Below are 22,764 nucleotides of genomic sequence, written 5' to 3' on the forward strand. Positions count from 1 at the left end.
AATGCGCCTCTTGCGGAAGGGGCGACCTAATCACCGCGCAGGGCAACTACTGGGTCGAGACGCACTGCCCGCAGCGCAGGAGCGACCCCGGCCAGCAGACCGACCAGGGCGCTGCAACCGAGCGCCAGCAGCAGATAGAGAGGATGGAGGGTAAGCGGCAAGCCAGCCGCCAGCAGGGTGAGCAGCAGCTTGAGCCCGCCGAGCAGGGCCAGCCCCATGGCTCCGCCCAGCAGCGCCAGCACCACGGCTTCGAGCAGGAACAGCAATAGAATGCGGCGCCGCGGACACCCCAGCGCCATCAGCAAGCCCACTTCGGGGATCCGCTCCTGCTGGGCGATGCTCATGATGCTGAAGATGCCGACCGCCCCGATCAGCAGCGAGATAATGCCGAGCCCGCCAACCGCCAGCTTGATGATGGAGAGTATCTTGTCGAGGCTGGTCAGCATGTCCTGCTGGGAGGTGAGGGTGAAATCCTCAGCGCCGTGGCGGGCGATCAGTACTCGCCGGATCTGGGCGGTGATATCGGCCTCCGCCTGCCCGGCGCGATAGATGACGTCGATCTCCTGCAGCCCCTCCTTATTGAACAGCGCCTGGGCGTGAGCGGCGGGCAGATAGATCATGTCATCCAGATCAAAGCCGAGAAATTGCCCTTTGGGGGCCAGCACCCCGGCCACCCGAAAACGGCGATCACCGGCGCGCAGCAGACTGCCCGGCGCATCTCCGCCGGGAAACAGCTCAGCCGCCACCTTGGCCCCCAGCACCGCATAGGCGCGGGGCATGGCACTGTCGTCCGCGGGCAGAAAACGTCCCTGCACCAGGGTGAGTCGCCAGCCGGAGAGCACCGCCGGACCGGTGCCCAGAATGGCGGTGCTGCGGGTGAGCCCGCGGCTGCGTACCTCCCCCTGCCCCTGCACCACAGGGAGCGCCGCCTCTACCCCTGCCAATCTGGCGAGGGCATCGGCATCCTCCAGCAGCAGGGGACGGCTGCTGGAGAGGATGCCGGGCGGGCCGCCTGCGGTTTCGGTCTTGCCCGGGGTCACGGCAATCAACCGGGTGCCAAATTGGGAGAAGCTGTCGAGCAGATAGAGCCTGAGCCCCTCGCCGATGCCGGTGAGCAGGGTCACCGAGGCGATCCCGATGGCAATGCCGAGCGCCGACAGCAGGCTGCGACTGCGCCCCGCCAACAAGGCGCGCCAGAGCCAGAACAGCAGATCGGCGGCGCGCATCAGCCACCACTCCATTGCCCGCTGCGCAGGCTGCTGACCGGATCTTGCCGTGCCGCACGGGAGGCGGGCAGCCAGCTAAAAAACAGCCCGGTCAGCAGGGCCGCCGGTATGGTACAGAAAGTAGCGAGCAGAGGGACCGCCGCCGGAAATCCGGGCCAAATCACTCCGGCGAGGGCAACCAGGGCATAGCCCAACACAGTGCCAAACAGCGCGCCACTGCCGCTCAGCAACAGCGCCTCCCACAAAAACAGCTGGCGGATCTGGCGACTGTCGGCCCCCAGCGCCTTGAGCAGGCCGATCTCGCCGGTGCGCTGGCGGGTGCTGATCAGCGCCAAATTCATCATCATGATGCCGGAGACCAGCAGGCTGATGGCGCCGATGCCGGCAACGGCCAGGGTGAGGGTCGAGAGAATGGTGGAGAAGGTGGCCAGCATGGCGTCGCGGCGCACCACAGTCACATCGAGCACCCCGTGGCGCGCCTGCATCAGCTGCTCCAGTCGCTTGACCAGCGGGGGCACTGCTTGTCCCGCCAGCGGCTGGATCAGCAGCCGAAACAGCCCCTCGGTGTTGAACAGCCGCATGGCGCTACCGACCGGGATCAGCGCGGCCTCGGCCATATCCATCCCCAGATTGCTGCTCTGGCTGGTGAAGACCCCCACCACCCGAAAGCGGCGATTGTCAAAACGCAGCCACTGGCCGACCGGATCGACCTGACCGAACAGCTCACGGGCCACCTTGGCCCCGAGCAGGACGGCCGGCCTGTCCTCTGCGGGATCCCCCGGCAGCCAGCGGCCGGAGAGCAGCTCCAGCCCGTGGGTATCGCGCAGCCCGTTGCTGCTGCCAAGCAGCATGGTCTGGCGCAGCCGCGCCCCCTGTTTGGCCTCGGCAAAGCCCATCACCAGCGGCACCAGCCGCACATTTGGCTGATGCTGGCCAAGGTAGTGCATATCATCGAGAGTGATCTGCCGCAGACTGTTGCCAGTGACCGGCGGCAGCCCGCCGGTGGTCTCCTTGCGGCCCGGGAACATCACCAGCAGATCCTTGCCAAGGGAGCTGAACTGGTCCGCCACATAGCGCCTCGCCCCCTCCCCCAGCGCGGTGAGCAGCAGCACCGAGGTGACGCTCAGACTCACCGCCAGGATCAAGACCAGCGCCCGTGAACGCTGACGCAATAACGCCACGGCGGCAAAGCGGATCACATCGGGGCGCCGCATTCAGCCACCGCCGCTATCAATGTTGATGCGGCCATCGTTCATCAGGATCCGCCTGCCCGCCCGCTCACCGAGGCGCGGGTCGTGAGTCACCACCACCAGCGTGATCCCCTGCTCCCGATTGAGCCCCTCCAGCAGGGTAATCACCTCCTCCCCGGAGCGGGAGTCGAGATTGCCGGTGGGCTCGTCGGCCAGAATCAGTCGCGGCGCCATTGCCATGGCCCGGGCGATGGCTACCCGCTGACGCTGACCGCCGGAAAGCTCGGCAGGGCGGTGTCCGGCCCGGTTCTCCAGCCCCAGCTCCCCCAGCAACTGCTGGCTTCGGCGATGGCGCTCGGCGGGGGCGATCCCGCACAGCATCAGCGGCAGCTCGACGTTTTCACGGGCAGTGAGGCGGGAGATAAGGTGAAACGACTGGAACACGAAACCGATGCGATGGCCGCGCAGCTGGGCCAATGCGGGTTCTGACAGGGTGGCGGTGTCCTCCCCACCCAGCCAGTAGCGCCCCTCGTCTGGCCGATCCAGCAGCCCCAACACATTGAGCAGGGTCGATTTGCCGGAGCCCGAGGGGCCCATCACCGCCAGATACTCCCCCTCGGCAACCCGCAGAGAGACGCGATCGAGGGCGGCCACCTCGCTCCCCCCCAGAGTGAAACGACGGCTGACGGCATCAAGGCGAATGAGCTCACTCATCCGGCTGCTCCGTGGCGGCGCTGAAAGGGCCCTCCCCGACAATCTGTCCGGGCTGGGCTGCCAGCCGATCACCGGCAGCGAGCCCCTCGGCCACCTCAATCCAGTTCCAGTTCTCCACGCCCCAACGGGGCACCACCCGCACCAGCTTATCCCCTTCCAGCCGCAGCACGCTGCCATCGTCGGCCCGGCTGCTGGCCGCTACCCGCAGCACATCGGTGGCGCGGGTCACCTCGACCTCAAGGTCAGCGCTGTAGCCAATAAGCAGGGGGACATCGGTGGGCAGGGCAGTGAGCGCCGCCTCCACCTCCACGGTGCGGGCCTGCTTCTCCAGCTCCTTCACATAGGGGGCGATGCGGGTGACGGTGGCGGCAAAATCGCGCCCGGGCATGGCATCGAGCAGTACCCGGGCAGACTGGCCCACCTTGAGGCGGGCGGCATCCACCTCATCGATGGGGGCTGAGACATACAGACAGTTATCGTCGATAAGATCGATCACCGGAGGCATGGCCACTCCGGGCGGGGAGGGAGTCATGTATTCGCCCAACTTGCTGTTGACCTCCGCCACCACTCCGGCAAACGGCGCCAGCAAGCGACGCTCGCTCAAGCGAGCCTCCACCTGGGCGACCTGCGCCTCGTCAACCCGCTCCTGCTGGCGGGATGCCTGACAGACATAGCGGCGGGTATCGGCCAGATTCTGGGCCTGCTCGGCGAGGGTGCGAGAGGTGAGGTTTTTGGCCAGCAAAGTGGCCAGCCGATTGGCCTCCCGCTCGTAGTAGGCCGCCTCGCTGCAACGCTCCTCGCGCTGGGTCTTGCCAAGGGCCTGCTGGGCACGGGCACGGGCGAGATCGGCGTGAATATCGTCACTCCAGAGGGTCAGCAGCAGATCTCCCCGGGCTACCCGCTCCCCGGCCTTGACGGCGATCTGCTCCACCACACCGCCACCGGGCAGACTGAGTCCGGCCCGCTGACACGACTTGATGGTGCCGGCCCGGGTGTTGACCACAGTGACCAGCACATCCCCCCGCCCGACCTCAGCCAGCCTGATCGGCGTCGGCTGCGGTCGCCACCACCATGCCACAGCAGCAGCCGCTACCACAGCGCCACTTCCCCACCACAACCAACCTCTCTTCATCGCGCATCCTTTCGCTAGTGACTCCCGTCATGAGCGTCGGGAGAGCAGGGCATAATAGAGCAAGGGTATCACCACCAGGGTGAGCAAAGTGGAGACCAGGATCCCGAAAATCAGGCTGATGGCCAGTCCGTTGAAGATGGGATCATCGAGGATAAACAGGGCTCCGATCATCGCCGCCAACGCCGTCAGCATGATGGGTTTGGCCCGCACCTGCGCCGCTTCGATCACCGCCTGCTCGAACGCCACTCCGGCGCTGCGCTGCTGCTCGATAAAGTCCACCAGCAGGATGCTGTTGCGTACGATGATCCCGGCCAGGGCGATCATCCCGATCATCGAGGTAGCGGTAAACTGGGCTCCCAGCAGGGCGTGGCCCGGCATCACCCCTATGATGGTGAGCGGAATGGGAGCCATGATGATGAGTGGCACCAGATAGGAGCGGAACTGGGCCACCACCAGCAGGTAGATGAGGATCATTCCCACTCCGTAGGCAATCCCCATGTCGCGGAAGGTCTCGTAGGTGATCTTCCACTCCCCGTCCCACAACAGCGCCACCTCCCCCAGCTTGTCGGGCTGCTGCACGTAATACTGGGGCAGATCGATGTCGGCACCGGCGGCAAACATGCCGTAGAGCGGGCTGTCGGTATGGCCACCCATGTCGGCCACCACCATCACCATGGGCTGCATGTTCTTGTGCATGATATAGCTGGGGGCCACCTCATCACGGCGACTCACCAGCTCGGAGACCCGCACCAACTGGCCGCTCTGGCTGCGCACCTTGAGGGCCAGTACGCCCGCCAGATCCCGTTTGTCACCGGGAGCCAGTTCGATGCGGATCGGCACCGGATACTTGGCGCCGTGACCCTGCAGCCAGCTGGCATCCTGATAACCCACCCCGCCATTGAGGGTGTTCACCAGATCCCCGAGATCGACCCCGAGCAGGGCCGCCTTGCTGCGATCCACCACCAGCCGCCACTTGGGCTGCGGGTCGGTCAGATAGATATCCACATCCACCAGATCCGCCGTGGCCACAAAACGGGCCTGTACGGCGCGAGCGGCCGCTTCGCGGGCGGCCTGAGTCGGGCCATAGATCTCGGCAACGATGGGAGACCAGACCGGCGGGCCGGGCGGCACCTCAACGACTTTCAGGTTGCCCCCTGCCGCACTGGCGATGGCCTGCAGCTGTGCCCGAACCGACTGGGCAATCTGATGACTGCTGCGATCCCGCTCATGCTTGTCCACCAGATTGACCTGAATATCCCCCACGTTGGCGCCGCTGCGGATAAAGTAGTGGCGCACCAGCCCGTTGAAATTGATGGGGGCGGCGGTGCCGGCGTAGATCTGGTAATCCTTCACCTCCTCCACCTTGGCAAGCTCCCGCCCGACCGCCAGCAGGGTGCGCTCGGTCTGCTCCAGGGTCGCCCCCTCCGGCATATCGAGCACCAGCTGAAATTCCGACTTGTTGTCAAAGGGGAGCATCTTGAGCACCACCCACTGCACCACCGGCATGGCGGTGGCGGCCCCGACCAGCAGCAACACCACCAGCCAGAGCTTGCGTCTGGCACGCTTGGCGCCATCACCAATCAGGAAAGGGGTCATCAGCCGGTGAAAGAGACCAGCCTTGGCCTCGCCGTGGGCACCGTGCACCTCGCCCTTGAGCAAATGGCTCGCCAGCCAGGGGGAGAAGATAAAGGCCACCAGCAGGGAGATGAGCATCCCCATGCTGGCATTGATGGGAATGGGGCTCATGTAAGGGCCCATCAGCCCGCTGACAAAGGCCATCGGCAGCAGGGCCGCGATGACGGTCAGGGTCGCCAGTATGGTCGGCCCCCCCACCTCGTCTACCGCCCCCGGAATAAGCTCCTTGAGCGACCCCTTGCCCAAACCGCGATGGCGGTGGATGTTCTCCACCACCACGATGGCGTCATCCACCAGAATGCCGATGGAGAAGATCAGCGCAAACAGCGACACCCGGTTGAGGGTAAAGCCCCAGGCCCAGCTGGCGAAGAGAGTCAGCGCCAGGGTGATGACGATGGCAACGCCAACTACCAACGCCTCGCGCCAACCCATGCTCACCAGTACCAGCAGCACCACCGCCGTGGTGGCAAAAATCAGCTTGCCGAGCAGGGTGTTGGATTTGGTCTCGGCGGTAACGCCGTAGTCCCGGGTCACCGTCACCTCGACCCCGGCAGGGATCAGTCGGTTCTGCAAACTTTCGACCCGCACCTCCACCCGCTTGGCCACATCGACCGCATTCTGGCCCGGCTGCTTGCCGATGGCCAGGGTCACCGCCGGATAACTGGCCTGTCCCAGCCCCATCCAGCTGCGCTTGGTCGGGGTATCCTGACCCAGAGAGACCCTGGCCACATCCCCCAGATAGACCGGCTTGCCGTCGTGCAGCCCCACTACCAGTTCTCTAGCCTCCTGCTCACTTTGCAGGAACTGCCCCACCTGCACTTTAATCTCACTGTTGTTCTGCTCGATAGCCTGTGTCGTGCCTACCTGATTGGCGGCCGCCAGTCGCTGGCTCAGTTCGCCCCAGCTGATGCCGTGGGCGCTGAGGGCCGCCGGATCCGGCATCACCCGCAACACGGCACTCTGGCTGCCCAGCGTGTAAATATCGCGGGTACCGGGAATGCGCTTGAGTTCGGTCTCCAGCTCATGGGCGACCCGGGTCAGCTCGGGAGCCCCCAGTTGCTTGCTCCCCTCTTTGCTCCATAAGGTCAAACTGACGATAGGGACATCATCGATCCCCCGGGGTTTTACCAGTGGCTGACCGACCCCGATCCCCTGTGGCAGCCAATCGCGGTTGGACTCGAGCTGGTTGTTGAGATCGACGATGGCCTGCTCGCGGCTCACCCCTACCTTGAACACCACCACCAGCAGGGCGCCATCGGGTTGGGAAAAAGAGTAGAGGGTATCAATGCCCTTTATCTGGGAGACCACCTGCTCGGCAGGGGTGGTAACGAGAGAGGCCACTTCAGCCGGGCTGGCTCCCGGGAAGGGAATATAGACATCGGCGAAGGTGACATCGATCTGCGGCTCCTCCTCCTTGGGGGTCACCAGCACTGCAAACAGACCGAGCAACAGCCCCACCAGCGCCAGCAGCGGCGTGATGGCCGAGCCCTGAAACAGCGCAGCCAGCCGACCGGCAGGCCCCAGCCTCTCCTTGTTGCCGTTCAGCTCGCTACTCATGGGCCACCTCCTGCTGCTGCGCCCAGGCATCGGGGGCCAACTTGTCACCGGCTTGCAGGCCGGCCAGGATCTCGCACTGTCCCTCGACGCAATGGCCGACCCGCACCGGCGTCAGGGCCCAGCCAGCGGGCTGCTGCAGATAGACGCCATTGAATTCCCCTTGCCGCAGCAGGGCGCGATCCGGCACCTGCAACACCTGACGTTCACCCTGCTTGAGCTGCACCTTGAGCCACATGCCGGGCAATACCCCGGCGGTTTGCGGCGGCAAGTCGAGGCGCAACCTGAAGGCGTGGCTCTGGCTGTCGGCATAATTGAAGCGGGTCAGTTTGACCGGGGTAACAAGCTTGCCATCCGGCAGCAGCACCTGCACATCCGCAGGCTCACGAGCCAGCGTCAGGGCGGATTGGGGCAACTCCACCTCCACCCGCAAGGTGTCGAGAGAGAAGCCGGAGAGCAGCGGGGTACCGGGGGCGACAGTCTCCCCCAACTCCACCAGCCGTTTGGTCACTACCCCTGCATAGGGAGCCAGAATGCGGGTATAACCGTAGGCCTCGCGGGCTTGAGTGAGAGCCGCATCGGCAGCGTTCACCTCGGCGCGGGCGGCGCGATCCGTCGCCTGGGCATTATCGAGCTGGGCGCGGGTGATCACCCCCTTGGCAATCAGCGCCTGAAAGCGGGCGAGCTGGCGCTCGGCTTCCACTTGCTGGGCCTGCGCCCGCGCCAGCCGCGCCTCGGCCCCCGTGACGGCGGCAAACTGCTCTTTGCCGCTGATCTCCAGCAGCGGTTGCCCCGCCTGCACCTGATCGTTCACATCCACCAGCATGCGGGAGACCCGGCCGCTGGTCTGGGCCGCCACCGTCCCCTGATTGATGGCACTGACGGTGCCATCCAGCGTCAGCCAGTCGGTCACCGGCTGTGGCACCACTGTCAACAAGGGCTCTGGCTCCCCGTCCGCGGCAAAGGCCCGGGGGGATGTCATGGCCTGCGATGTCATCACCAACAAGGTGATCCCCAGCAACCGGATCTTTTCCATCATTACTCTCCTTCCCTGGCGTAATCTGTCACTTCACGGGATCAGGCGGTATGGGACTGGCGCACCTTATCCACTCCCCGAGCTGGCGCCTTGGTCAGCACCCTGGCCAGCCCTCTGTCAAACAGCAAGATCCCGGCCACCATGGCCGCTATAAACAACATTATCATGGGCTGCCCGCTGGAAATGAGACTCAGAGCAGGCCCTGGGCAGATACCGACCAATCCCCAGCCGATACCAAACAGCGCGGCCCCGCCGATCAGCCTGCGCTCCAGCTGAGGGGCTGGTACGGCGGCGATGGGCTCCCCCAGCACACTCTGGCGACGGGGTTTCACCAGCAGAAAATAACCCGGCATAAAGACCAGCAGGGCGCCCCCCATCACGAAGGCAAGGCTGGGATCCCAGGCCCCGGCTAGATCGAGAAAACCGGTGACCCGGGCGGGATCCATCATGCCGGAGATGGCCATCCCCAGTCCGAACAACACACCCGCAAACAAACTTGTCAGCAACTTCATGGCGATCAGCCCCTTACAGCAGATGATGAGTGACGAAGACGGTGATAAAGCCTGCCGCCATAAAGGTGAGGGTGGCGACGATGGAGCGCAGGGAGAGCCGCCCCATGCCACAGATGCCGTGGCCGCTGGTGCAGCCATTGCCAAGACGGGTACCGACCCCGACCAGCAGACCGGCCAGTAGCACAACGGGCCAGCCGGGCAGCGTGGTGAATGCGGGCATGCGGGCCCAACCCAGAGTCAGCGCCAACCAGGCGCCCGCCCCGAGCCCCAGCAGAAATAGCACCCGCCACGGCGCACGGTGTTGCAGCGCACCGGCCAGAATGCCGCTGATCCCGGCCACCCGGCCGTTGAACAACATCAGGATCAGGGCCGACAGCCCCGCCAGCATGCCGCCGCCCAAAGAGAGCAGCCATTGGCTTTCCATCATCAAGATTCCTTATTTTCCGAGTGACAAAAATGGGTTTGCAGCGCCCCCAACACATCGGCGGCCGCCTCGCTCACCAGCGAGTAGTAGATCTGCTGGGAGACCTTGCGCGAACGGATAAGGCCGTAGCGCTTCAATACCGAAAGTTGCTGGGAGAAGGCCGACTGCCCAAGTTGGCTATGGGCCAGCAGCTCCCCGACCCCCTTCTCCCCCTCCACCAGCTGGCAGAGCACCATCAGGCGTTCGGGATGAGCCAACGCCTTGAGCAGGGAGGCGGCGGCTGTCGCATGTCTTTTCATCTCGTCGAATTGGCTCATAAGAGTAAATTAGCAATTGCTGATATTTGTTCTATTGTATAAAACAACACTAAATTAGCAACATCTAAAGTAGATGAGGAGAAAGACCATGACTGTAGATAACGGAGTCAGAATCGTCGCGGGTTGCATGTTGCTGCTCTCGCTGATCCTTACCAGCTGGGTTCATCCGGGCTTTGTCTGGTTGAGTGCCTTTGTCGGGGTCAACCTGATCCAGAGCGCATTCACCGGTTTCTGTCCGGCCGCCATGCTCCTCAAGCGCCTGGGGCTGAAGTAACAGGTCGCGCAAGACAGGGGCGGTCCTGCTAGCGGGGCGTCATCGCGCGGCGATGGCTATCGTCGCTCCCTGATGCTTATGGAGGTAGCCAGTCGGCCCCGTTATTGACAAACTTGTATCTAAATGTTGCTGGAAGGTCGATAAGGCTTTACCTCACCGCTCTGGATGAGTACCATTTTGCCGTTCTTAACACAGCGGAGACCATCAGTGGGCAACTCATCAAGTGACAGTTGTAGACCGACCCTCATCGTCGGTACCAAGGTCGCGAGCTAGCCGCAGGTCTTTCTCTGCCGCAACTCGCAACCCTGCGAGAAGCGGAAATCCACTCCCCTCTTCTCCCTTTTTACACTTGACGTCTGGCAACCAGAGGCCAATCGCCACGGTCGCCATGCCTGCATAGTTTCTGCTTCCCACAAGGAGGCTGCTATGCGTTTTATCTCAATCAAACCGGCTGCGGATCGCGCGGTCGCAACAGGTTCTGTTGCTACCCAGGCTCACCCCCTGTTGAGCCGGCTCGGCCGTGGCATGCTGCCACGCTGGCTGGGCGGCAAACAGCGTCAGCACCACTACCGGCTGCAGATCCGCTGTGAGGATCGCGCCGATATGGAGCAGGTGCTGGATATGGTGAACCACACGTTGCAACCGGCCGGGCTGCAACCGATGCAATCAATGAAGCCGGGTCGCGGCGGCGGGCGTGAGCTGGTGCTCAACCTGCAGTGCACCCCGCCCCAGCGACGCTATCTGGTGCAGTTCGTTCATCAGGTCGGATTAGCACATCCGGTACGCTGGCAACTGCGCCCGCGCATCGACTGCGCTCCCGAACTCAACTGACCGCACACCTGCGTTAACCACTGTGAAAGGGGCCAGCCACGCTGGCCCCGCTTGTTGCGTCCTCTCCGAGCGTCAGGGCATCTGATGATGCTCGCGCCCCGGGACGCCGCGTTTTTGTTTTTCTGCTGGCCATCCGCGCAATCATCTCCTGATCCATCCGCCTCCCGGCGTTTCATCATGGATTGCGCCAAGCCAGCGCTTATCAGAAGGAGTACGCCATGAAGATGTGGCAACAAATTGACATGATCTCCCTGCTCGACACCCTGGCCAGCCTGTTGCTCGCCTTTGTGCTTGGCAGTCTGGTCGGGCTGGAGCGCCAATACCGCCAACGTACCGCGGGCCTGCGCACCAACGTGCTGGTCGCCGTGGGGGCCGCCCTGTTCGTCAGTCTGGCCCAGCGCATCTATGACCTGCACGGCGGCAACTACAACGTGGTCCATGTGGTGGCCTATATCGTCTCCGGCATCGGCTTTCTCGGCGCTGGCGTCATCATGCGCGAATCGGGCAATATCCGCGGCATCAACACCGCCGCCACTCTCTGGGGAGTGGCCGCCGTCGGCGCCGCCTGTGGTGCAGGACTGGCCATGGAGGCAATTCTGGGCGCCCTGTTCGTGCTGGCCGCCAACACTCTGCTGCGACCGCTGGTCAATCAGATCAACCGTCGCCCGGTGGACAATCTGGATACCGAAGTGACCTACAAGGTGACGGCCCTGACCCCGCGCGAGCATCAAAAAGAGGTGCTGCACTGGCTGGAAGAGATGCTGGAGCAGGCCAACTACCCCTTGAGCGAACTCGATATCGAGCCGTTTGGCGCGGGGGATCTGGAGATCTCGGCGGTGCTGCTGGCTACCTCCATCGATGGCGACGAGCTGGATGCCCTGATGCAAAAGCTGGCCATCCACCCTCATATCAAGCAGGTGTTCTGGCGCACCAGTACCACCGATTGAGCCGTTGGTCAGAGGAACGAACCATCCGCCCGCAGCAAAAAGCCCCGCCAGCAATGGCGGGGCTTTCTCATATGGGATGGGCGAAGAGTGGCTAGCGGCGGCTGCGCCAGCGCACCCTGGGGGTGATCACCTGGGCAGTCTGCGCAGGGGGATTGCCCGCAATCAGTTGCTGCATCAGCTCGAAAGCGGCGAGAGCCAGCGCCGGACAATCCTGCGCCACCGAGTCGATGCGCATGGGAATGCAGTCGAGCAGGTCATGATCATCGAAGGTACACAGGCGCATCCCTGTCTCCATCAGCCCCGCCTCATTGAGGTAGCGCAGTACCCCTTCCAGCAGTGTAAAAGAGGCGGTAAAGAGCCCCCTGGGAGGCGCTCCCAGCTCGGCCACCAGCTCGGCCATCAGCTGATAACCGGAGCTCGGCTGATAGTCGCGATGACGCACCCGGGCTACATCGGCTTCAAAACCGGCGCGATGGAGCCCCAGCTCATAGCCCGCCAGCCGGTGACGACTGGGGGAGAGATCCAGCAGGCCGCCGAAGTAGTAGATCTCCTCGCCGCACTCGCTGGCCATGTCCCGCACCAGCTCGGCGGTGGCCTTGCAGGCATCGGAGATCACCATGGGCAGGCGCGACTCGCCAATATGGCGGTCGAGCTGCACCACCGGCAGGCGGTCGTGAATGCGGGCATAGATGTCATCGCTGTGGCCGCTGGAGGCGACAATCAGCCCATCCACCTGGCGGCTGATGAGGTTATCCACCACCCGCTGCTCGAGGGCGGGATCATCCTCGGAGCAGGCGATCAGCAGCTGGATGCCCGCCTCCCGGCAGTGCGCCTCGAGGGCACGGGCAATGCGGGCAAAACCGAAGTTGGTGAGATCGGGGATCACCAGCCCCCAGGTGTAGCTGCGGGTCTCTCGCAGGGAGCGGGCATGAAAGCTCGGCAGGTAGTGACACTCCTCCGCCACCGCCTGAATGCGCTTGCGGGTATCGTCGGCAATCCGGTACTCCGCACTCTTCCCGTTGAGCACCAGACTGGCGGTCGCCTTGGACACCCCCGCCAGTTCGGCGATCTGGGCAATCGTGATCCGTTTCTTCTTCTCCACCTGGCCTCCCGGCTGACTAGAACCGGGCTATTGTACTAAGCACGCCGACAGCGGCCAGTGATTGAGGCAAATTTTGCAGCCATCATCGCCGTTACCTGATGAAAGTTGTGGCTTCTCCCCGGGGAAGTAGCGCGCCGACAGGGTGTGGCGACCCTCATCGATGAAACACTCCAGACTGGAGCGATCGCACAGCACGGTGATCCGCCCGCCAGCCCATGGGCTGCTGCGAGTCTCCCACGCCCCGCTCTGCCAGTTCTGGCGCCGCAAGGTGATGCGCCCCGGCTGCCACACCAGCTCGGCCACGGCGCCGAACCAGAGACTCCCCTCACCGCAGAGCCCCATATCGAGCCAGGCCGAGTCGATGGCCAGCCCCGGAAACTCGCCAAGCGTCCCCTCGAAGCGGGTCTGCTCTCCCTTCAATGCCGCCAGCTCCGCCACCGGCCGCTGGCAGAGCCACTCATCCTGCCAGAACAGCTCCCGCGGGCAGCTCATCTGGTGGATCCAGCCATAGGGGATGGTGGGCTGGCTCATCTCGTTCGCCTCCGGCAGACCCAGCCAGCCAAACAGCAAGCGCCGACCCTGGCTATCCAGAGTGGTCTGGGGGGCATAGAACTCAAAGCCCCGGTCCAGCTCGTGGAAAGCCCCGTGCTCGAAGCGCTCGCCGTCGAAATCTCCCGCCAGCCAGCCGCACTGGTAGAGGTTGCGATAATCCTCGCCCACCGGGGCAATCCCCTGCGGGCAGCTGATCAGCACATGGCGATCGACCAGCGGGAAGAGATCCGGGCACTCCCACATATAGCCAAACTCACCCAGCCCCCCTCGCCCGCTACCGGCGATGGGACCCACCCACTGCCAGCTTTGCAGGGTTTCGCCGCGATAGAGCAGCACTTCCCCCTTGTCGCCCAGAGTGCGAGCCCCCAGCACCATCAGCCACTGCTGGCCGTCGTGCCACACCTTGGGATCGCGCACATGGCCGCTGTAGCCTGCGGGCAGATCCAGCACAGGCCCCAGCTTGGCAAAACCGGCCTCACCGTCGGCGCGGGCCAGACACTGATAAGCGGTACGACTGCCATCCGGGTATTTGACATTGCCGGTGTAGATAAGAGTCAGGCGCCCCTGCTCGTCGCTCACCGCCGAGCCCGAATAGCAGCCGTGGCTCTCATAGGCTTCGGTGGGCAACAGCGCCACCGGCTCGTGCTGCCAATGCAGCAGATCGGTGGAGGTGACATGGCCCCAGCCCTTGTTGCGGTGCTCGCAGCCGAGCGGATTCCACTGGTAGAAGAGGTGGTAGCGCCCGTCGTGCTCGATAAAACCGTTGGGATCGTTAAGCAGCCCCACCGGGGCTGCCAGATGCCAGCGGGGCCGATGGGGATCGGCCGCCGCCTTGAGCTGTCCGGCCAGCAGCGACCGGACAATCTGGTTGAGAAGATCGCTTTCCTTCATCACTCCACCTTGTACTTGAGCAGGTAGGAAGCGGCGAAAGCGGCGCCAAAGGCGATCACCAGCCCGATGATGTAATGAATAAGGCTCATGGGCTGGACGATGGCCATGCCGGGAATACCGGTCAGCCCCACCGCCGTCATCCCCACCTTGGCCGCCACCACGTAGGCACCGCCGCAGGCCCCGCCAAACAGACCGGCGAGGAAGGGTTTGATGTAACGCAGGTTCACCCCGAAGATCGCCGCTTCCGTGATACCCAGCAGGCAGGACATGGCAGCCGGCACGGTAATCGCCTTGATCTTCACGTCGCGGGTCTTGAAGTAGACCGCGAGGCAAGCCCCACCCTGTGCCACGTTGGCCATGGCCCAGATGGGCAGCAGGAAGTTGACGCCAATTTGCGGATTGGCCAGCAATCCCGCCTCGATGGCGTGGAAGCTGTGATGGATGCCAGTGATGACGATAAGCGAGTAAGTGCCGCCAAACACCAGCCCCGCCAACCAGCCTGCCTGCTCATAGAGGGCACTCAGACCGAACGAGATGCCATCCCCCAGCACCCGCCCCGCCGGGCCGATAAAGAGCAGTGCCACGAAACCGGTGATGATGACGGTCAAAAACGGGGTGAGGATCAGATCCAGCGCATCCGGAATGCGCTTGCGCAGCTGTTTCTCCAGATGGGACATAAACCAGACCGCCAAGAGCACCGGGAAGACGGTGCCCTGATAGCCGATCATGGCGACATCGAGCCCGAAGAAATCCATGGTCTTGAAGCCACCGGCCACGCCCCAGGCGTTGGTCAGCGCCGGGTGGGTGAGGATGCCGCCAAGGGTCGCCCCGAGGTACGGATTGCCGCCAAACTCACGTGCTGCCGTAAAGCCGATGAGGATCGGCAGTATGATAAAGGCCGCCGAGCTGAACATGTCGAGCATCACAAACAGGGCACTGTCGGCATTGACCCAACCGTAGGTGCGCACCATGCCGAGCAGCCCCATCAGCAGACCTGAGGCGACGATGGCCGGAATGATCGGCACGAAGATGTTGGAGAGAGTTCGCGCCAACCGCTGGGCCACGTTGAGCTTGGCCACCGCCATGTCGGTCAGCTCCGCCTTGCTGGCGGTGCCGGTACCGGTCAGCGTCACAAACTCCGCATAGACCTTGTTGACCAGACCGGTGCCGAAGATCACCTGAATTTGGCCCGCGTTGCTAAAGCACCCCTTGACCCCCTCCAGCTTGTCGATGGCGGCCTTGTTTACCTTGCTGTCATCGGCCAGCACCAACCGCAGCCGGGTGGCGCAGTGGGCAGCGCTGACGATGTTCTCCTTGCCCCCGAGCAGGGGCACCAGATCCTTGGCTATCGCACTGATATTCATATTCTTCCTCTTATGACCCGCCACGCTGGCGGGCCCTAGTCACATGAGAGTAGGGGCTGTTGCACCGGGCTTCTAGCCTCAGCTCAACAGCCGCTTGCGCCTGATCGCAAAAAGGCATCCAGTTCGGAGCGGGTCGGCAGCGCCGTCATCGCCCCCTTGGCGGTGGTGGCGAGCGCCCCGCAGCCGTGGGCCTGAGCCAGGATGGCGGGCAGCTCGGCCAGCGTCGGCAGCGACGAGCGCCCGGCCAGCGCCGCCAGCAGCCCGGCGACGAAGGCATCCCCCGCCCCTGTGGTGTCGATGGGCGTCACTTTCTGCCCCACCCACTCCAGCAACTCGCCATCAAGGCGAGCCACCACCCCGGCCGCCCCTCTGGTCACCAGCACCAGCGCCGGGCCAGAGAGAGTTGCAAGCCCGGCGACCAGCTCATCCTCGCCACTCAGCAGTTGCAGCTCCTCGATGGAGAGCTTGACCACATCCGCCTGTGCAATGGCCTGGCGCACCAGCGGCAGCATCTCGGCGGGGTAGCCCCAAACCTCGGGGCGCAGGTTGGGGTCGAAACAGACCCGCCCGCCTGCCGCCTTGATGGCCGCCATGGCCTGCAGGCAGCTGGTGCGCACCGGTTCGTTGGCGAGCGCGATGGAGCAGGTGAGCAGCCACTGACCGGCCTTGAAGCGGGGCAACTCATCCGGGGTGAGGAACTGGTCGGCACTGGGGCGCACCATAAAGGTGAAGCTGCGCTCCCCCTCATCATCCAGTGCCACCAGCACGGTAGAGGTGCGATGGTCTGGATCGAGCCACAGCGCACCGATATCCACCCCCTCCCCGCTCAGGGTGTCGGCCATAAAGCGGCCGAACGGGTCAGCACCAACCCGGCCGATAAAGGCCGCATCGCCACCCAGCCGTGCCACGCCAACAGCCACATTGGCGGGTGCGCCACCCGGACACTTGAGGTAGTGCAACACCCCTTCCGGGATCAAGTCCACCACCGCATCCCCCATTACCCACACACGATTCGTCACCTTGCTACTCCACTGCTGCATCGGATCCACGGTCAAACCCAAACTCTGTTCTGTTGGCTGGCATTATCAGCTAAACCGTTTTAGCCAACCAACAGATCTCGGCACCGACTGCCATTTTTGTGATCGGGATAACGAACTAGAACCAGGTTTCCATCTGTACGCCAAAGTTCCACTCGCCACCGGCGGTGAAGTTGCTCTGGCCCATGGCATCGTCGCTGGCGTAGTTGTCGAGCTCGGAGGACCAGTCCATCCAGCTGGCGAACACCCTAAGCTCAGGCCGTTCGAAGAAACCGGCGGTCTGCGCCTTGAAGGTGGGGGCGAAGGTGAGCTTGGTGAAGTTGCCGTTCACCGCCTGGCGTCGCTTGTAGCCCTTGGGATCGAGATCCATGTATTGCCAGGCTGCCTCGTAGACCAGCTCGACGTTCTGGCTCAGCACCTGCGCCACCCGGGTATTGAAGGTGAGCCAGCGGTACTCGTCCCCTTTCACGTAGCGATCCTGACTCTGCTCGGCCAGCAGGGCCGGGGCAAAACGCCAGCGCGAGTTGAGATCGGTAGCGCCAAACACGGCGACCCGCACCGCATCGGCATCCGGCAACAGCTCGCTGTCAGAGCCCAGCCCCTTGACCTCGGCCCCCAGCCCATGACCATACAACACCGCCGCCTTGGCAAAACCGGGGTTGAGGCCAAAGAAGCTCTCGCCGTGGTAGGCCAGCAGGGTGTGTGCCCCCTTGTCCGCCGCCTCGCTACCCGCCCCCTTGTCATTGATGCGGGCGTCATTGTCCTTGGCCGAGAGACCGTTCACCATCCACTGCCAGTTACCGACGCGGTTGTTCATGGTGAGGATGTAGCTCTCGATATCGGAGAGACCGCTGGCGCTGATGTCGCCGTAATCCCGGCCATAGAGAGAGAAGTTGGCCTTCCAGCTGTCGGCCAGTTGCACGTCGTAAACGCCGCCGCCGGTACCGGCCAGGAACACCACGTCGGAATCGAGCCAGTGGATGTCGAAGTTGTCGCGGTCAAAGCGCTTGCCCGCCCAGAGCACCGCATTCTTGAAGGGGCCGTCGAAGCTCGCCAGATTGCCGATCTCGGCAAACACCTGACGGGTATTGAGGCTCGAATCGCTGGCGGTCCAGTCGTTGCTGGTCTCCACCCCGTCCGCCAGCATCAGCTTGTAGCGGGCCCAGCTGCCATCCTCGAAGGTCTGAGTTTTCAGCAGGTTGGCCTCCATGTAGGTGTCATCCTCGTTGCCAAGGCGACCGACGGCCCCGCCCACCGAACCGGCTGGCGTGATGTAGGGGCCGCCGCGCCCACCGTTGCCATTGCTGTTTACCAACAGGCCCGAGCGGGCATAACCGTGAAACTCGAAGCCCTGGGCACCAGCGGTCTTCTCATCCACCTTCTGGCTGCGGTTGTTGGCCACCTGCGCCTGCTCGCTGGCCGCGCTCGCCTTCACTTCCGCCTGACTGGCACGGCTCTCTGCTGCCTCGGCTCTCGCTTCGGCCGCCTGCACCCGCGCCTCCAGCACCGCCAGTCTGGCCTCGACACTCTCACCTGCAACACTCGCCTGCGCCGCCCATAGCGGACTGCTCATCCCCAATCCCAGCGCTACCGCCAGCGCCAACTTGCTCTTGAACATCATCATCTTCCTCACCTGTCATCTATGGCCCGAACGGGCGCTGTTGTTATCGACAGCCAGAGCATAGCTAAACCGCTTTAGCCAACTCAATACACCAACTAAACCGTTTCAGCAACAGTGTGAGCGGGATAACATTTGTACAGCAGGAATTGGCGGGAGTTGTGAGGAGGATCCCTCATCAGGATCCACTCAATAGGGCGGAACCTGGCTAAACGGCGGGCAAAAAAAGAGCCGGCACAAGGCCGGCTCTGTTTATTCGGGTGGCTGAAATCAGCTGGTCAGATCGTCGAAGAAGCGTTTCACCCCTTCGAAGAAGCCTTCCGATTTCGGCTTGTGGGTCTTGGCAGCAGCACCGCTAAACGACTCGTCCAGCTGGCGCAACAGCTCTTTCTGCTGCTCGGTGAGGTTGACCGGCGTCTCGATCACCACCTTGCACATCAGATCCCCTACCTGGCCGGAGCGCACTGACTTGACGCCCTTGCCGCGCATGCGGAACATCTTGCCGGTCTGGGTCTCCGGAGTGACCTTGAGCTTGACGCGGCCATCCAGGGTCGGTACTTCAATCTCGCCACCCAGCGCAGCTGCGGTGAAGCTGATGGGCACTTCGCAGTAGAGGTTGTTGCCGTCACGCACGAAAATTTCGTGCTCTTTGACGTGCACCTGGACGTAGAGATCACCTGCCGGAGCTCCCGCTTCCCCCGCTTCCCCTTCGCCGGAGAGACGGATGCGATCGCCGGTATCGACGCCCGCCGGAATTTTCACCGACAGGGTCTTGGTGCGCTGGTAGCGACCTTCACCGTAACACTTGCGGCACGGATCCTTGATGATCTTGCCGCGGCCGTGACAGTGTGGACACGCCTGCTGCACCGCGAAGAAGCCCTGACGCATCTGCACCTGGCCGGAGCCGTGGCAGGTCGGGCAAGTCTGGGCACTGCTGCCGGTATGGGCACCGGAGCCGTTACAGACTTCACAGTGAACCAGGGTCGGCACCTTGATCTCCTTGGAGACCCCGCGTACCGCCTCTTCCAGCGTCAGCTCCATGGTGTAACGCAGGTCGGAGCCACGGGCCGGGCCACGACGGGCACCACCACGGCCACCGCCGAAGATGTCACCGAATACGTCACCAAACATGTCGGCGAAGTCGGCACCGCCGCCAAAGCCACCGTGGCCACCGCCACCCTGGCTCGGGTCGACACCTGCATGGCCGTACTGGTCGTAACGGGCACGCAGGTTGGCATCGGTCAGGACCTCGTAGGCTTCCTTGACCTCTTTGAACTTCTCTTCGGATGCGGCATCACCCTGGTTACGATCCGGGTGATACTTCATGGCCAGGCGCTTGTACGCCTTCTTGATCTCGCGATCGTCGGCATCTTTCGCCACACCCAGTACTTCGTAGAAATCGCGCTTCGACATACTCATCCTGTGGTTACGCAGACGGGCGTTGGTTACCCAACGCCCGTGAATTCATTGACCAAGCCGATGGGCGAAGCGGACTCCGCCCATCTGGGTAGGGCTTACTTCTTGTCGTCTTTCACTTCTTCGAACTCGGCGTCGACTACGTCGTCGTCAGCCTTGGCAGAAGAGGAGGACTGACCGGCATCAGCACCGGCTGCACCCTGGGCCTGAGCCTGCTGCTGGGCAATTTCCATCAGCTTCTGGGACGCTTCCAGCAGAGCCTGCTGTTTGGCTTCGATAGCAGCCTTGTCGTCACCCTTGATGGCAACTTCCAGCTCGCTCAGAGCAGCTTCGATCTTGGTCTTGTCGTCGGCAGGCAGGGCTTCACCGGCTTCGGTGATCTGCTTGCGTACGGAGTGGACCAGACCATCAGCCTGGTTGCGAGCCTGTACCAGCTCTTCAAACTTCTTGTCCTCGGCCGCGTTGGCTTCGGCTTCGCGTACCATGCGCTCGATCTCGTCATCAGACAGACCAGAGGAGGCCTGGATGGTGATCTTCTGCTCTTTGTTGGTCTCTTTGTCTTTCGCAGAGACGTGCAGGATACCGTTGGCATCGATGTCGAAGGTCACTTCGATCTGTGGCAGACCGCGCGGTGCCGGACGGATGCCTTCCAGGTTGAACTGGCCCAGAGACTTGTTGTCGCTGGCGCGCTTGCGCTCACCCTGCAGCACGTGAATGGTCACGGCAGACTGGTTGTCTTCGGCAGTGGAGAACACCTGGGACTTCTTGGTCGGGATAGTGGTGTTCTTCTCGATCAGCGCAGTCATCACACTACCCATGGTTTCGATACCCAGAGAGAGCGGAGTAACGTCCAGCAGCAGTACGTCGGTCTTGTCACCGGACAGTACGGCGCCCTGGATGGCAGCCCCCATGGCCACGGCTTCGTCCGGGTTAACGTCTTTACGCGGCTCTTTGCCAAAGAACTCGGCAACGGTCTTCTGAACCAGCGGCATACGGGTCTGACCACCAACCAGGATCACGTCGTCGATCTCGCCAACTGCCAGACCGGAGTCTTTCAGGGCGACACGAACCGGCTCCAGAGAGTCCTTCACCATGTCTTCTACCAGGGATTCCAGCTTGGCGCGGGTCACCTTGATGTTCATGTGCTTCGGACCGGTGGCATCTGCAGTGATGTACGGCAGGTTGACGTCAGTCTGCTGGGCAGAAGAGAGCTCGATCTTGGCTTTCTCGGCGGCATCTTTCAGACGCTGCAGAGCCAGCTGGTCGTTACGCAGGTCGATGCCCTGCTCACGCTTGAACTCGTCTACCAGATAGTTGATGACGCGGTTGTCGAAGTCTTCACCACCCAGGTGGGTGTTACCGTTGGTCGCCAGTACTTCGAAGGTGGTTTCGCCTTCCACTTCGTCGATCTCGATGATGGAGATATCGAAAGTACCGCCACCCAGGTCATATACGGCAACCTTGCGCTCGCCCTTGACCTTGTTCACGCCATAAGCGAAAGCAGCAGCAGTCGGCTCGTTGATGATGCGTTTTACATCCAGACCGGCGATGCGACCGGCATCCTTGGTAGCCTGACGCTGGGCGTCGTTGAAGTAGGCCGGAACAGTGATAACAGCTTCGGTTACCGGCTCGCCCAGATAGTCTTCGGCGGTCTTCTTCATCTTTTTCAGCACTTCGGCAGAGATCTGCGGCGGTGCCATTTTCTTGCCCTTCACTTCAACCCAGGCGTCGCCGTTGTCAGCTTTGGCGATGGCGTACGGCATGATTTTCAGGTCACGCTGCACTTCTTCATCTTCAAAACGACGACCGATCAGACGCTTGATGGCGAACAGGGTGTTTTTCGGGTTGGTGATGGCCTGACGCTTGGCCGGCTGACCAACCAGGATCTCGCCATCATCGGCATAGGCAATGATGGACGGAGTAGTACGATCGCCTTCTGCGTTCTCGATCACGCGAGCAGTGTCGCCATCCAGAATAGCGACGCAGGAGTTGGTAGTACCCAGGTCAATACCGATGATTTTACCCATTTGACGAATCTCCAAATACTTTGAATAAACTGGCGAGGAACTCGCCTTAATGCGTTAACGGCTAGGTGGGGGCTGCCAATCTGGCTTTCAAGCTCCCGGCATCAAATTTTTTGTGCCGCCGCGGCCTTGCTACCTATATGGGGTCGCCGGACGCAGCTTCAAGCCCCAACCCTAAAAAACCACACCCTTTGTCATGGTTGCGCGGTCACGTTGAGCCGTAAACCGGGCAAGATGAACAGGTGCTGCACTGCGAAACAAAAAGCCCGCCACAGGGCGGGCTCGGGCACCCACAGCCAATCAGTCGACCGCTTTGGCGATCATCACCATGGCCGGACGGATCACCCGACCGTTGAGGTCATAGCCCTTCTGCATTACGGCGATCACGGTGTTCGGCGCCACATCGGCACTCGGTACCATGCTCATCGCCTGATGGGCGTTGGGGTCAAACGGCTGGTTGATCGGGTCGAGCGCTACCAGACCAAACTTGGCCACGCCGCTCTGCATGGATTTGAGGGTCAGCTCGACACCTTCGATCATCGGCTTAAGGGCTTCGTTCTCCTTGTCGGCCAGTTCGATGGCACGCTCAAGGTTGTCCAGCACCGGCAGCAGTTCATTGGCGAACTTCTCCAGAGCGAATTTGTGCGCCTTCTCCACATCCAGCTCGGTACGACGGCGCAGGTTCTCCATCTCGGCGGCGGTACGCAGGGCGCGTTCACGCTCTTCCGCCGCTTTTTGGATGGCGGTTTCCAGCTGCGCTTCCAGTTCGGCAATGCGGGCCTGCTCGGCTGTCACTTCACTGTCTACATCGGTCGGCTCGACTGGCTGGGCTTCCACTTGCTCCATCGCTTCAACCTTTTGCTCTTCGTGGTTCATGACATCTCCAATTCCGGGGTTACTTATGAGGGCCCTGACGTCTGGTTGAGCGACCGGACGACAACAGACCGACTATGTTGGCGCTATTATGG

The 22,764-nt window shown here is 62.8% G+C and carries 20 protein-coding genes; 3 read left to right on the forward strand and 17 right to left on the reverse strand.

What is annotated here, in order from left to right:
* Positions 1-26: 26 nt before the first annotated feature.
* The 9 genes from AB5Y90_RS17615 to AB5Y90_RS17655 are packed head-to-tail and all read right to left on the reverse strand — an operon-like array spanning position 27 to position 9,740.
* Entirely contained in the window at positions 27-1,226 is a 1,200-nt protein-coding gene (locus tag AB5Y90_RS17615) for an ABC transporter permease (RefSeq protein ID WP_270657317.1), read from the reverse strand.
* Positions 1,226-2,440, reverse strand: coding sequence for an ABC transporter permease (locus AB5Y90_RS17620; RefSeq protein WP_236382151.1), 1,215 nt, complete (start codon positions 2,438-2,440; stop codon positions 1,226-1,228). Before AB5Y90_RS17620 ends, AB5Y90_RS17615 begins: the two co-directional genes overlap by 1 nt.
* A complete protein-coding gene (locus AB5Y90_RS17625; protein WP_368167404.1) occupies positions 2,441-3,130 on the reverse strand; it encodes an ABC transporter ATP-binding protein in 690 nt (229 codons plus the stop codon).
* On the reverse strand, positions 3,123-4,262 hold the full coding sequence (locus AB5Y90_RS17630; RefSeq protein WP_270657316.1) for an efflux RND transporter periplasmic adaptor subunit: 1,140 nt from the start codon (positions 4,260-4,262) through the stop codon (positions 3,123-3,125). Before AB5Y90_RS17630 ends, AB5Y90_RS17625 begins: the two co-directional genes overlap by 8 nt.
* Positions 4,263-4,289: 27 nt before the next feature.
* Entirely contained in the window at positions 4,290-7,454 is a 3,165-nt protein-coding gene (locus AB5Y90_RS17635; protein WP_270657315.1) for an efflux RND transporter permease subunit, read from the reverse strand.
* Positions 7,447-8,487 (reverse strand): efflux RND transporter periplasmic adaptor subunit, encoded by a 1,041-nt coding sequence (locus AB5Y90_RS17640; protein ID WP_270657344.1) that lies wholly within the window; start codon positions 8,485-8,487, stop codon positions 7,447-7,449. The genes AB5Y90_RS17635 and AB5Y90_RS17640 overlap by 8 nt, the downstream gene beginning before the upstream one ends.
* A gap of 41 nt (positions 8,488-8,528) precedes the next feature.
* Positions 8,529-8,999: a YeeE/YedE family protein gene (locus AB5Y90_RS17645; protein ID WP_270657314.1), complete on the reverse strand. Its 471-nt coding sequence runs from the start codon at positions 8,997-8,999 to the stop codon at positions 8,529-8,531.
* A 13-nt stretch (positions 9,000-9,012) separates the two neighbouring features.
* Entirely contained in the window at positions 9,013-9,426 is a 414-nt protein-coding gene (locus AB5Y90_RS17650; protein ID WP_064336897.1) for a YeeE/YedE family protein, read from the reverse strand.
* On the reverse strand, positions 9,426-9,740 hold the full coding sequence (locus AB5Y90_RS17655; protein ID WP_368167407.1) for an ArsR/SmtB family transcription factor: 315 nt from the start codon (positions 9,738-9,740) through the stop codon (positions 9,426-9,428). The genes AB5Y90_RS17650 and AB5Y90_RS17655 overlap by 1 nt, the downstream gene beginning before the upstream one ends.
* An 88-nt stretch (positions 9,741-9,828) precedes the next feature.
* Here AB5Y90_RS17655 and AB5Y90_RS17660 point away from each other — a divergent pair, with 88 nt between their 5' ends.
* The 3 genes from AB5Y90_RS17660 to AB5Y90_RS17670 all read left to right on the forward strand — a co-directional run bounded on the left by AB5Y90_RS17660 (position 9,829) and on the right by AB5Y90_RS17670 (position 11,792).
* Positions 9,829-10,014, forward strand: coding sequence for a DUF2892 domain-containing protein (locus AB5Y90_RS17660; RefSeq protein WP_201936886.1), 186 nt, complete (start codon positions 9,829-9,831; stop codon positions 10,012-10,014).
* Between the two features lie 426 nt (positions 10,015-10,440).
* On the forward strand, positions 10,441-10,845 hold the full coding sequence (locus AB5Y90_RS17665; protein ID WP_201936887.1) for a hypothetical protein: 405 nt from the start codon (positions 10,441-10,443) through the stop codon (positions 10,843-10,845).
* Between the two features lie 218 nt (positions 10,846-11,063).
* Positions 11,064-11,792 carry an MgtC/SapB family protein gene (locus AB5Y90_RS17670; RefSeq protein ID WP_201936888.1) on the forward strand — a complete coding sequence of 243 codons (729 nt, stop codon included), beginning with the start codon at positions 11,064-11,066 and terminating at the stop codon, positions 11,790-11,792.
* 91 nt (positions 11,793-11,883) lie between these two features.
* Here the strand turns inward: AB5Y90_RS17670 and AB5Y90_RS17675 are convergent, their stop codons facing one another.
* The 8 genes from AB5Y90_RS17675 to grpE all read right to left on the reverse strand — a co-directional run bounded on the left by AB5Y90_RS17675 (position 11,884) and on the right by grpE (position 22,672).
* A complete protein-coding gene (locus AB5Y90_RS17675) occupies positions 11,884-12,894 on the reverse strand; it encodes a LacI family DNA-binding transcriptional regulator (protein ID WP_064336901.1) in 1,011 nt (336 codons plus the stop codon).
* A gap of 27 nt (positions 12,895-12,921) precedes the next feature.
* Positions 12,922-14,337, reverse strand: a complete 1,416-nt coding sequence (locus AB5Y90_RS17680; protein ID WP_201936890.1) for a sucrose-6-phosphate hydrolase — start codon at positions 14,335-14,337, stop codon at positions 12,922-12,924.
* Entirely contained in the window at positions 14,337-15,701 is a 1,365-nt protein-coding gene (locus AB5Y90_RS17685) for a sucrose-specific PTS transporter subunit IIBC (RefSeq protein WP_368167410.1), read from the reverse strand. The genes AB5Y90_RS17680 and AB5Y90_RS17685 overlap by 1 nt, the downstream gene beginning before the upstream one ends.
* Before the next feature lie 83 nt (positions 15,702-15,784).
* Positions 15,785-16,741 (reverse strand): aminoimidazole riboside kinase, encoded by a 957-nt coding sequence (locus tag AB5Y90_RS17690; protein WP_368167412.1) that lies wholly within the window; start codon positions 16,739-16,741, stop codon positions 15,785-15,787.
* Between the two features lie 115 nt (positions 16,742-16,856).
* The gene (locus AB5Y90_RS17695) at positions 16,857-18,362 is read right to left on the reverse strand and encodes a carbohydrate porin (RefSeq protein ID WP_368167414.1); all 1,506 of its coding nucleotides are present in this window, start codon (positions 18,360-18,362) and stop codon (positions 16,857-16,859) included.
* A gap of 264 nt (positions 18,363-18,626) precedes the next feature.
* Entirely contained in the window at positions 18,627-19,769 is a 1,143-nt protein-coding gene (gene dnaJ / locus AB5Y90_RS17700) for a molecular chaperone DnaJ (RefSeq protein WP_368167416.1), read from the reverse strand.
* A 101-nt stretch (positions 19,770-19,870) separates the two neighbouring features.
* Entirely contained in the window at positions 19,871-21,799 is a 1,929-nt protein-coding gene (gene dnaK / locus AB5Y90_RS17705; protein ID WP_042053028.1) for a molecular chaperone DnaK, read from the reverse strand.
* A 297-nt stretch (positions 21,800-22,096) separates the two neighbouring features.
* The gene (gene grpE / locus AB5Y90_RS17710; RefSeq protein ID WP_005338036.1) at positions 22,097-22,672 is read right to left on the reverse strand and encodes a nucleotide exchange factor GrpE; all 576 of its coding nucleotides are present in this window, start codon (positions 22,670-22,672) and stop codon (positions 22,097-22,099) included.
* Positions 22,673-22,764: the final 92 nt, after the last annotated feature.

Origin of the sequence: Aeromonas sp. R4-1, from assembly GCF_040908325.1 — a bacterium.
Taxonomy (GTDB): Bacteria; Pseudomonadota; Gammaproteobacteria; order Enterobacterales; family Aeromonadaceae; genus Aeromonas; species Aeromonas veronii.

What these genes read in the sequence shown, in the direction of transcription:
- AB5Y90_RS17620 (WP_236382151.1), bottom strand. Translation starts at nt 2,440, where the DNA reads ATGCGGCGCCCCGATGTGATCCGCTTTGCCGCCGTGGCGTTATTGCGT.
- AB5Y90_RS17660 (WP_201936886.1), top strand. Translation starts at nt 9,829, where the DNA reads ATGACTGTAGATAACGGAGTCAGAATCGTCGCGGGTTGCATGTTGCTG.
- AB5Y90_RS17645 (WP_270657314.1), bottom strand. Translation starts at nt 8,999, where the DNA reads ATGAAGTTGCTGACAAGTTTGTTTGCGGGTGTGTTGTTCGGACTGGGG.
- AB5Y90_RS17670 (WP_201936888.1), top strand. Translation starts at nt 11,064, where the DNA reads ATGAAGATGTGGCAACAAATTGACATGATCTCCCTGCTCGACACCCTG.
- AB5Y90_RS17690 (WP_368167412.1), bottom strand. Translation starts at nt 16,741, where the DNA reads ATGCAGCAGTGGAGTAGCAAGGTGACGAATCGTGTGTGGGTAATGGGG.
- AB5Y90_RS17685 (WP_368167410.1), bottom strand. Translation starts at nt 15,701, where the DNA reads ATGAATATCAGTGCGATAGCCAAGGATCTGGTGCCCCTGCTCGGGGGC.
- AB5Y90_RS17630 (WP_270657316.1), bottom strand. Translation starts at nt 4,262, where the DNA reads ATGAAGAGAGGTTGGTTGTGGTGGGGAAGTGGCGCTGTGGTAGCGGCT.
- AB5Y90_RS17695 (WP_368167414.1), bottom strand. Translation starts at nt 18,362, where the DNA reads ATGATGATGTTCAAGAGCAAGTTGGCGCTGGCGGTAGCGCTGGGATTG.
- AB5Y90_RS17655 (WP_368167407.1), bottom strand. Translation starts at nt 9,740, where the DNA reads ATGAGCCAATTCGACGAGATGAAAAGACATGCGACAGCCGCCGCCTCC.
- AB5Y90_RS17680 (WP_201936890.1), bottom strand. Translation starts at nt 14,337, where the DNA reads ATGAAGGAAAGCGATCTTCTCAACCAGATTGTCCGGTCGCTGCTGGCC.
- AB5Y90_RS17640 (WP_270657344.1), bottom strand. Translation starts at nt 8,487, where the DNA reads ATGGAAAAGATCCGGTTGCTGGGGATCACCTTGTTGGTGATGACATCG.
- AB5Y90_RS17625 (WP_368167404.1), bottom strand. Translation starts at nt 3,130, where the DNA reads ATGAGTGAGCTCATTCGCCTTGATGCCGTCAGCCGTCGTTTCACTCTG.
- grpE (WP_005338036.1), bottom strand. Translation starts at nt 22,672, where the DNA reads ATGAACCACGAAGAGCAAAAGGTTGAAGCGATGGAGCAAGTGGAAGCC.
- AB5Y90_RS17650 (WP_064336897.1), bottom strand. Translation starts at nt 9,426, where the DNA reads ATGATGGAAAGCCAATGGCTGCTCTCTTTGGGCGGCGGCATGCTGGCG.
- dnaJ (WP_368167416.1), bottom strand. Translation starts at nt 19,769, where the DNA reads ATGTCGAAGCGCGATTTCTACGAAGTACTGGGTGTGGCGAAAGATGCC.
- dnaK (WP_042053028.1), bottom strand. Translation starts at nt 21,799, where the DNA reads ATGGGTAAAATCATCGGTATTGACCTGGGTACTACCAACTCCTGCGTC.
- AB5Y90_RS17665 (WP_201936887.1), top strand. Translation starts at nt 10,441, where the DNA reads ATGCGTTTTATCTCAATCAAACCGGCTGCGGATCGCGCGGTCGCAACA.
- AB5Y90_RS17615 (WP_270657317.1), bottom strand. Translation starts at nt 1,226, where the DNA reads ATGCGCGCCGCCGATCTGCTGTTCTGGCTCTGGCGCGCCTTGTTGGCG.
- AB5Y90_RS17635 (WP_270657315.1), bottom strand. Translation starts at nt 7,454, where the DNA reads ATGAGTAGCGAGCTGAACGGCAACAAGGAGAGGCTGGGGCCTGCCGGT.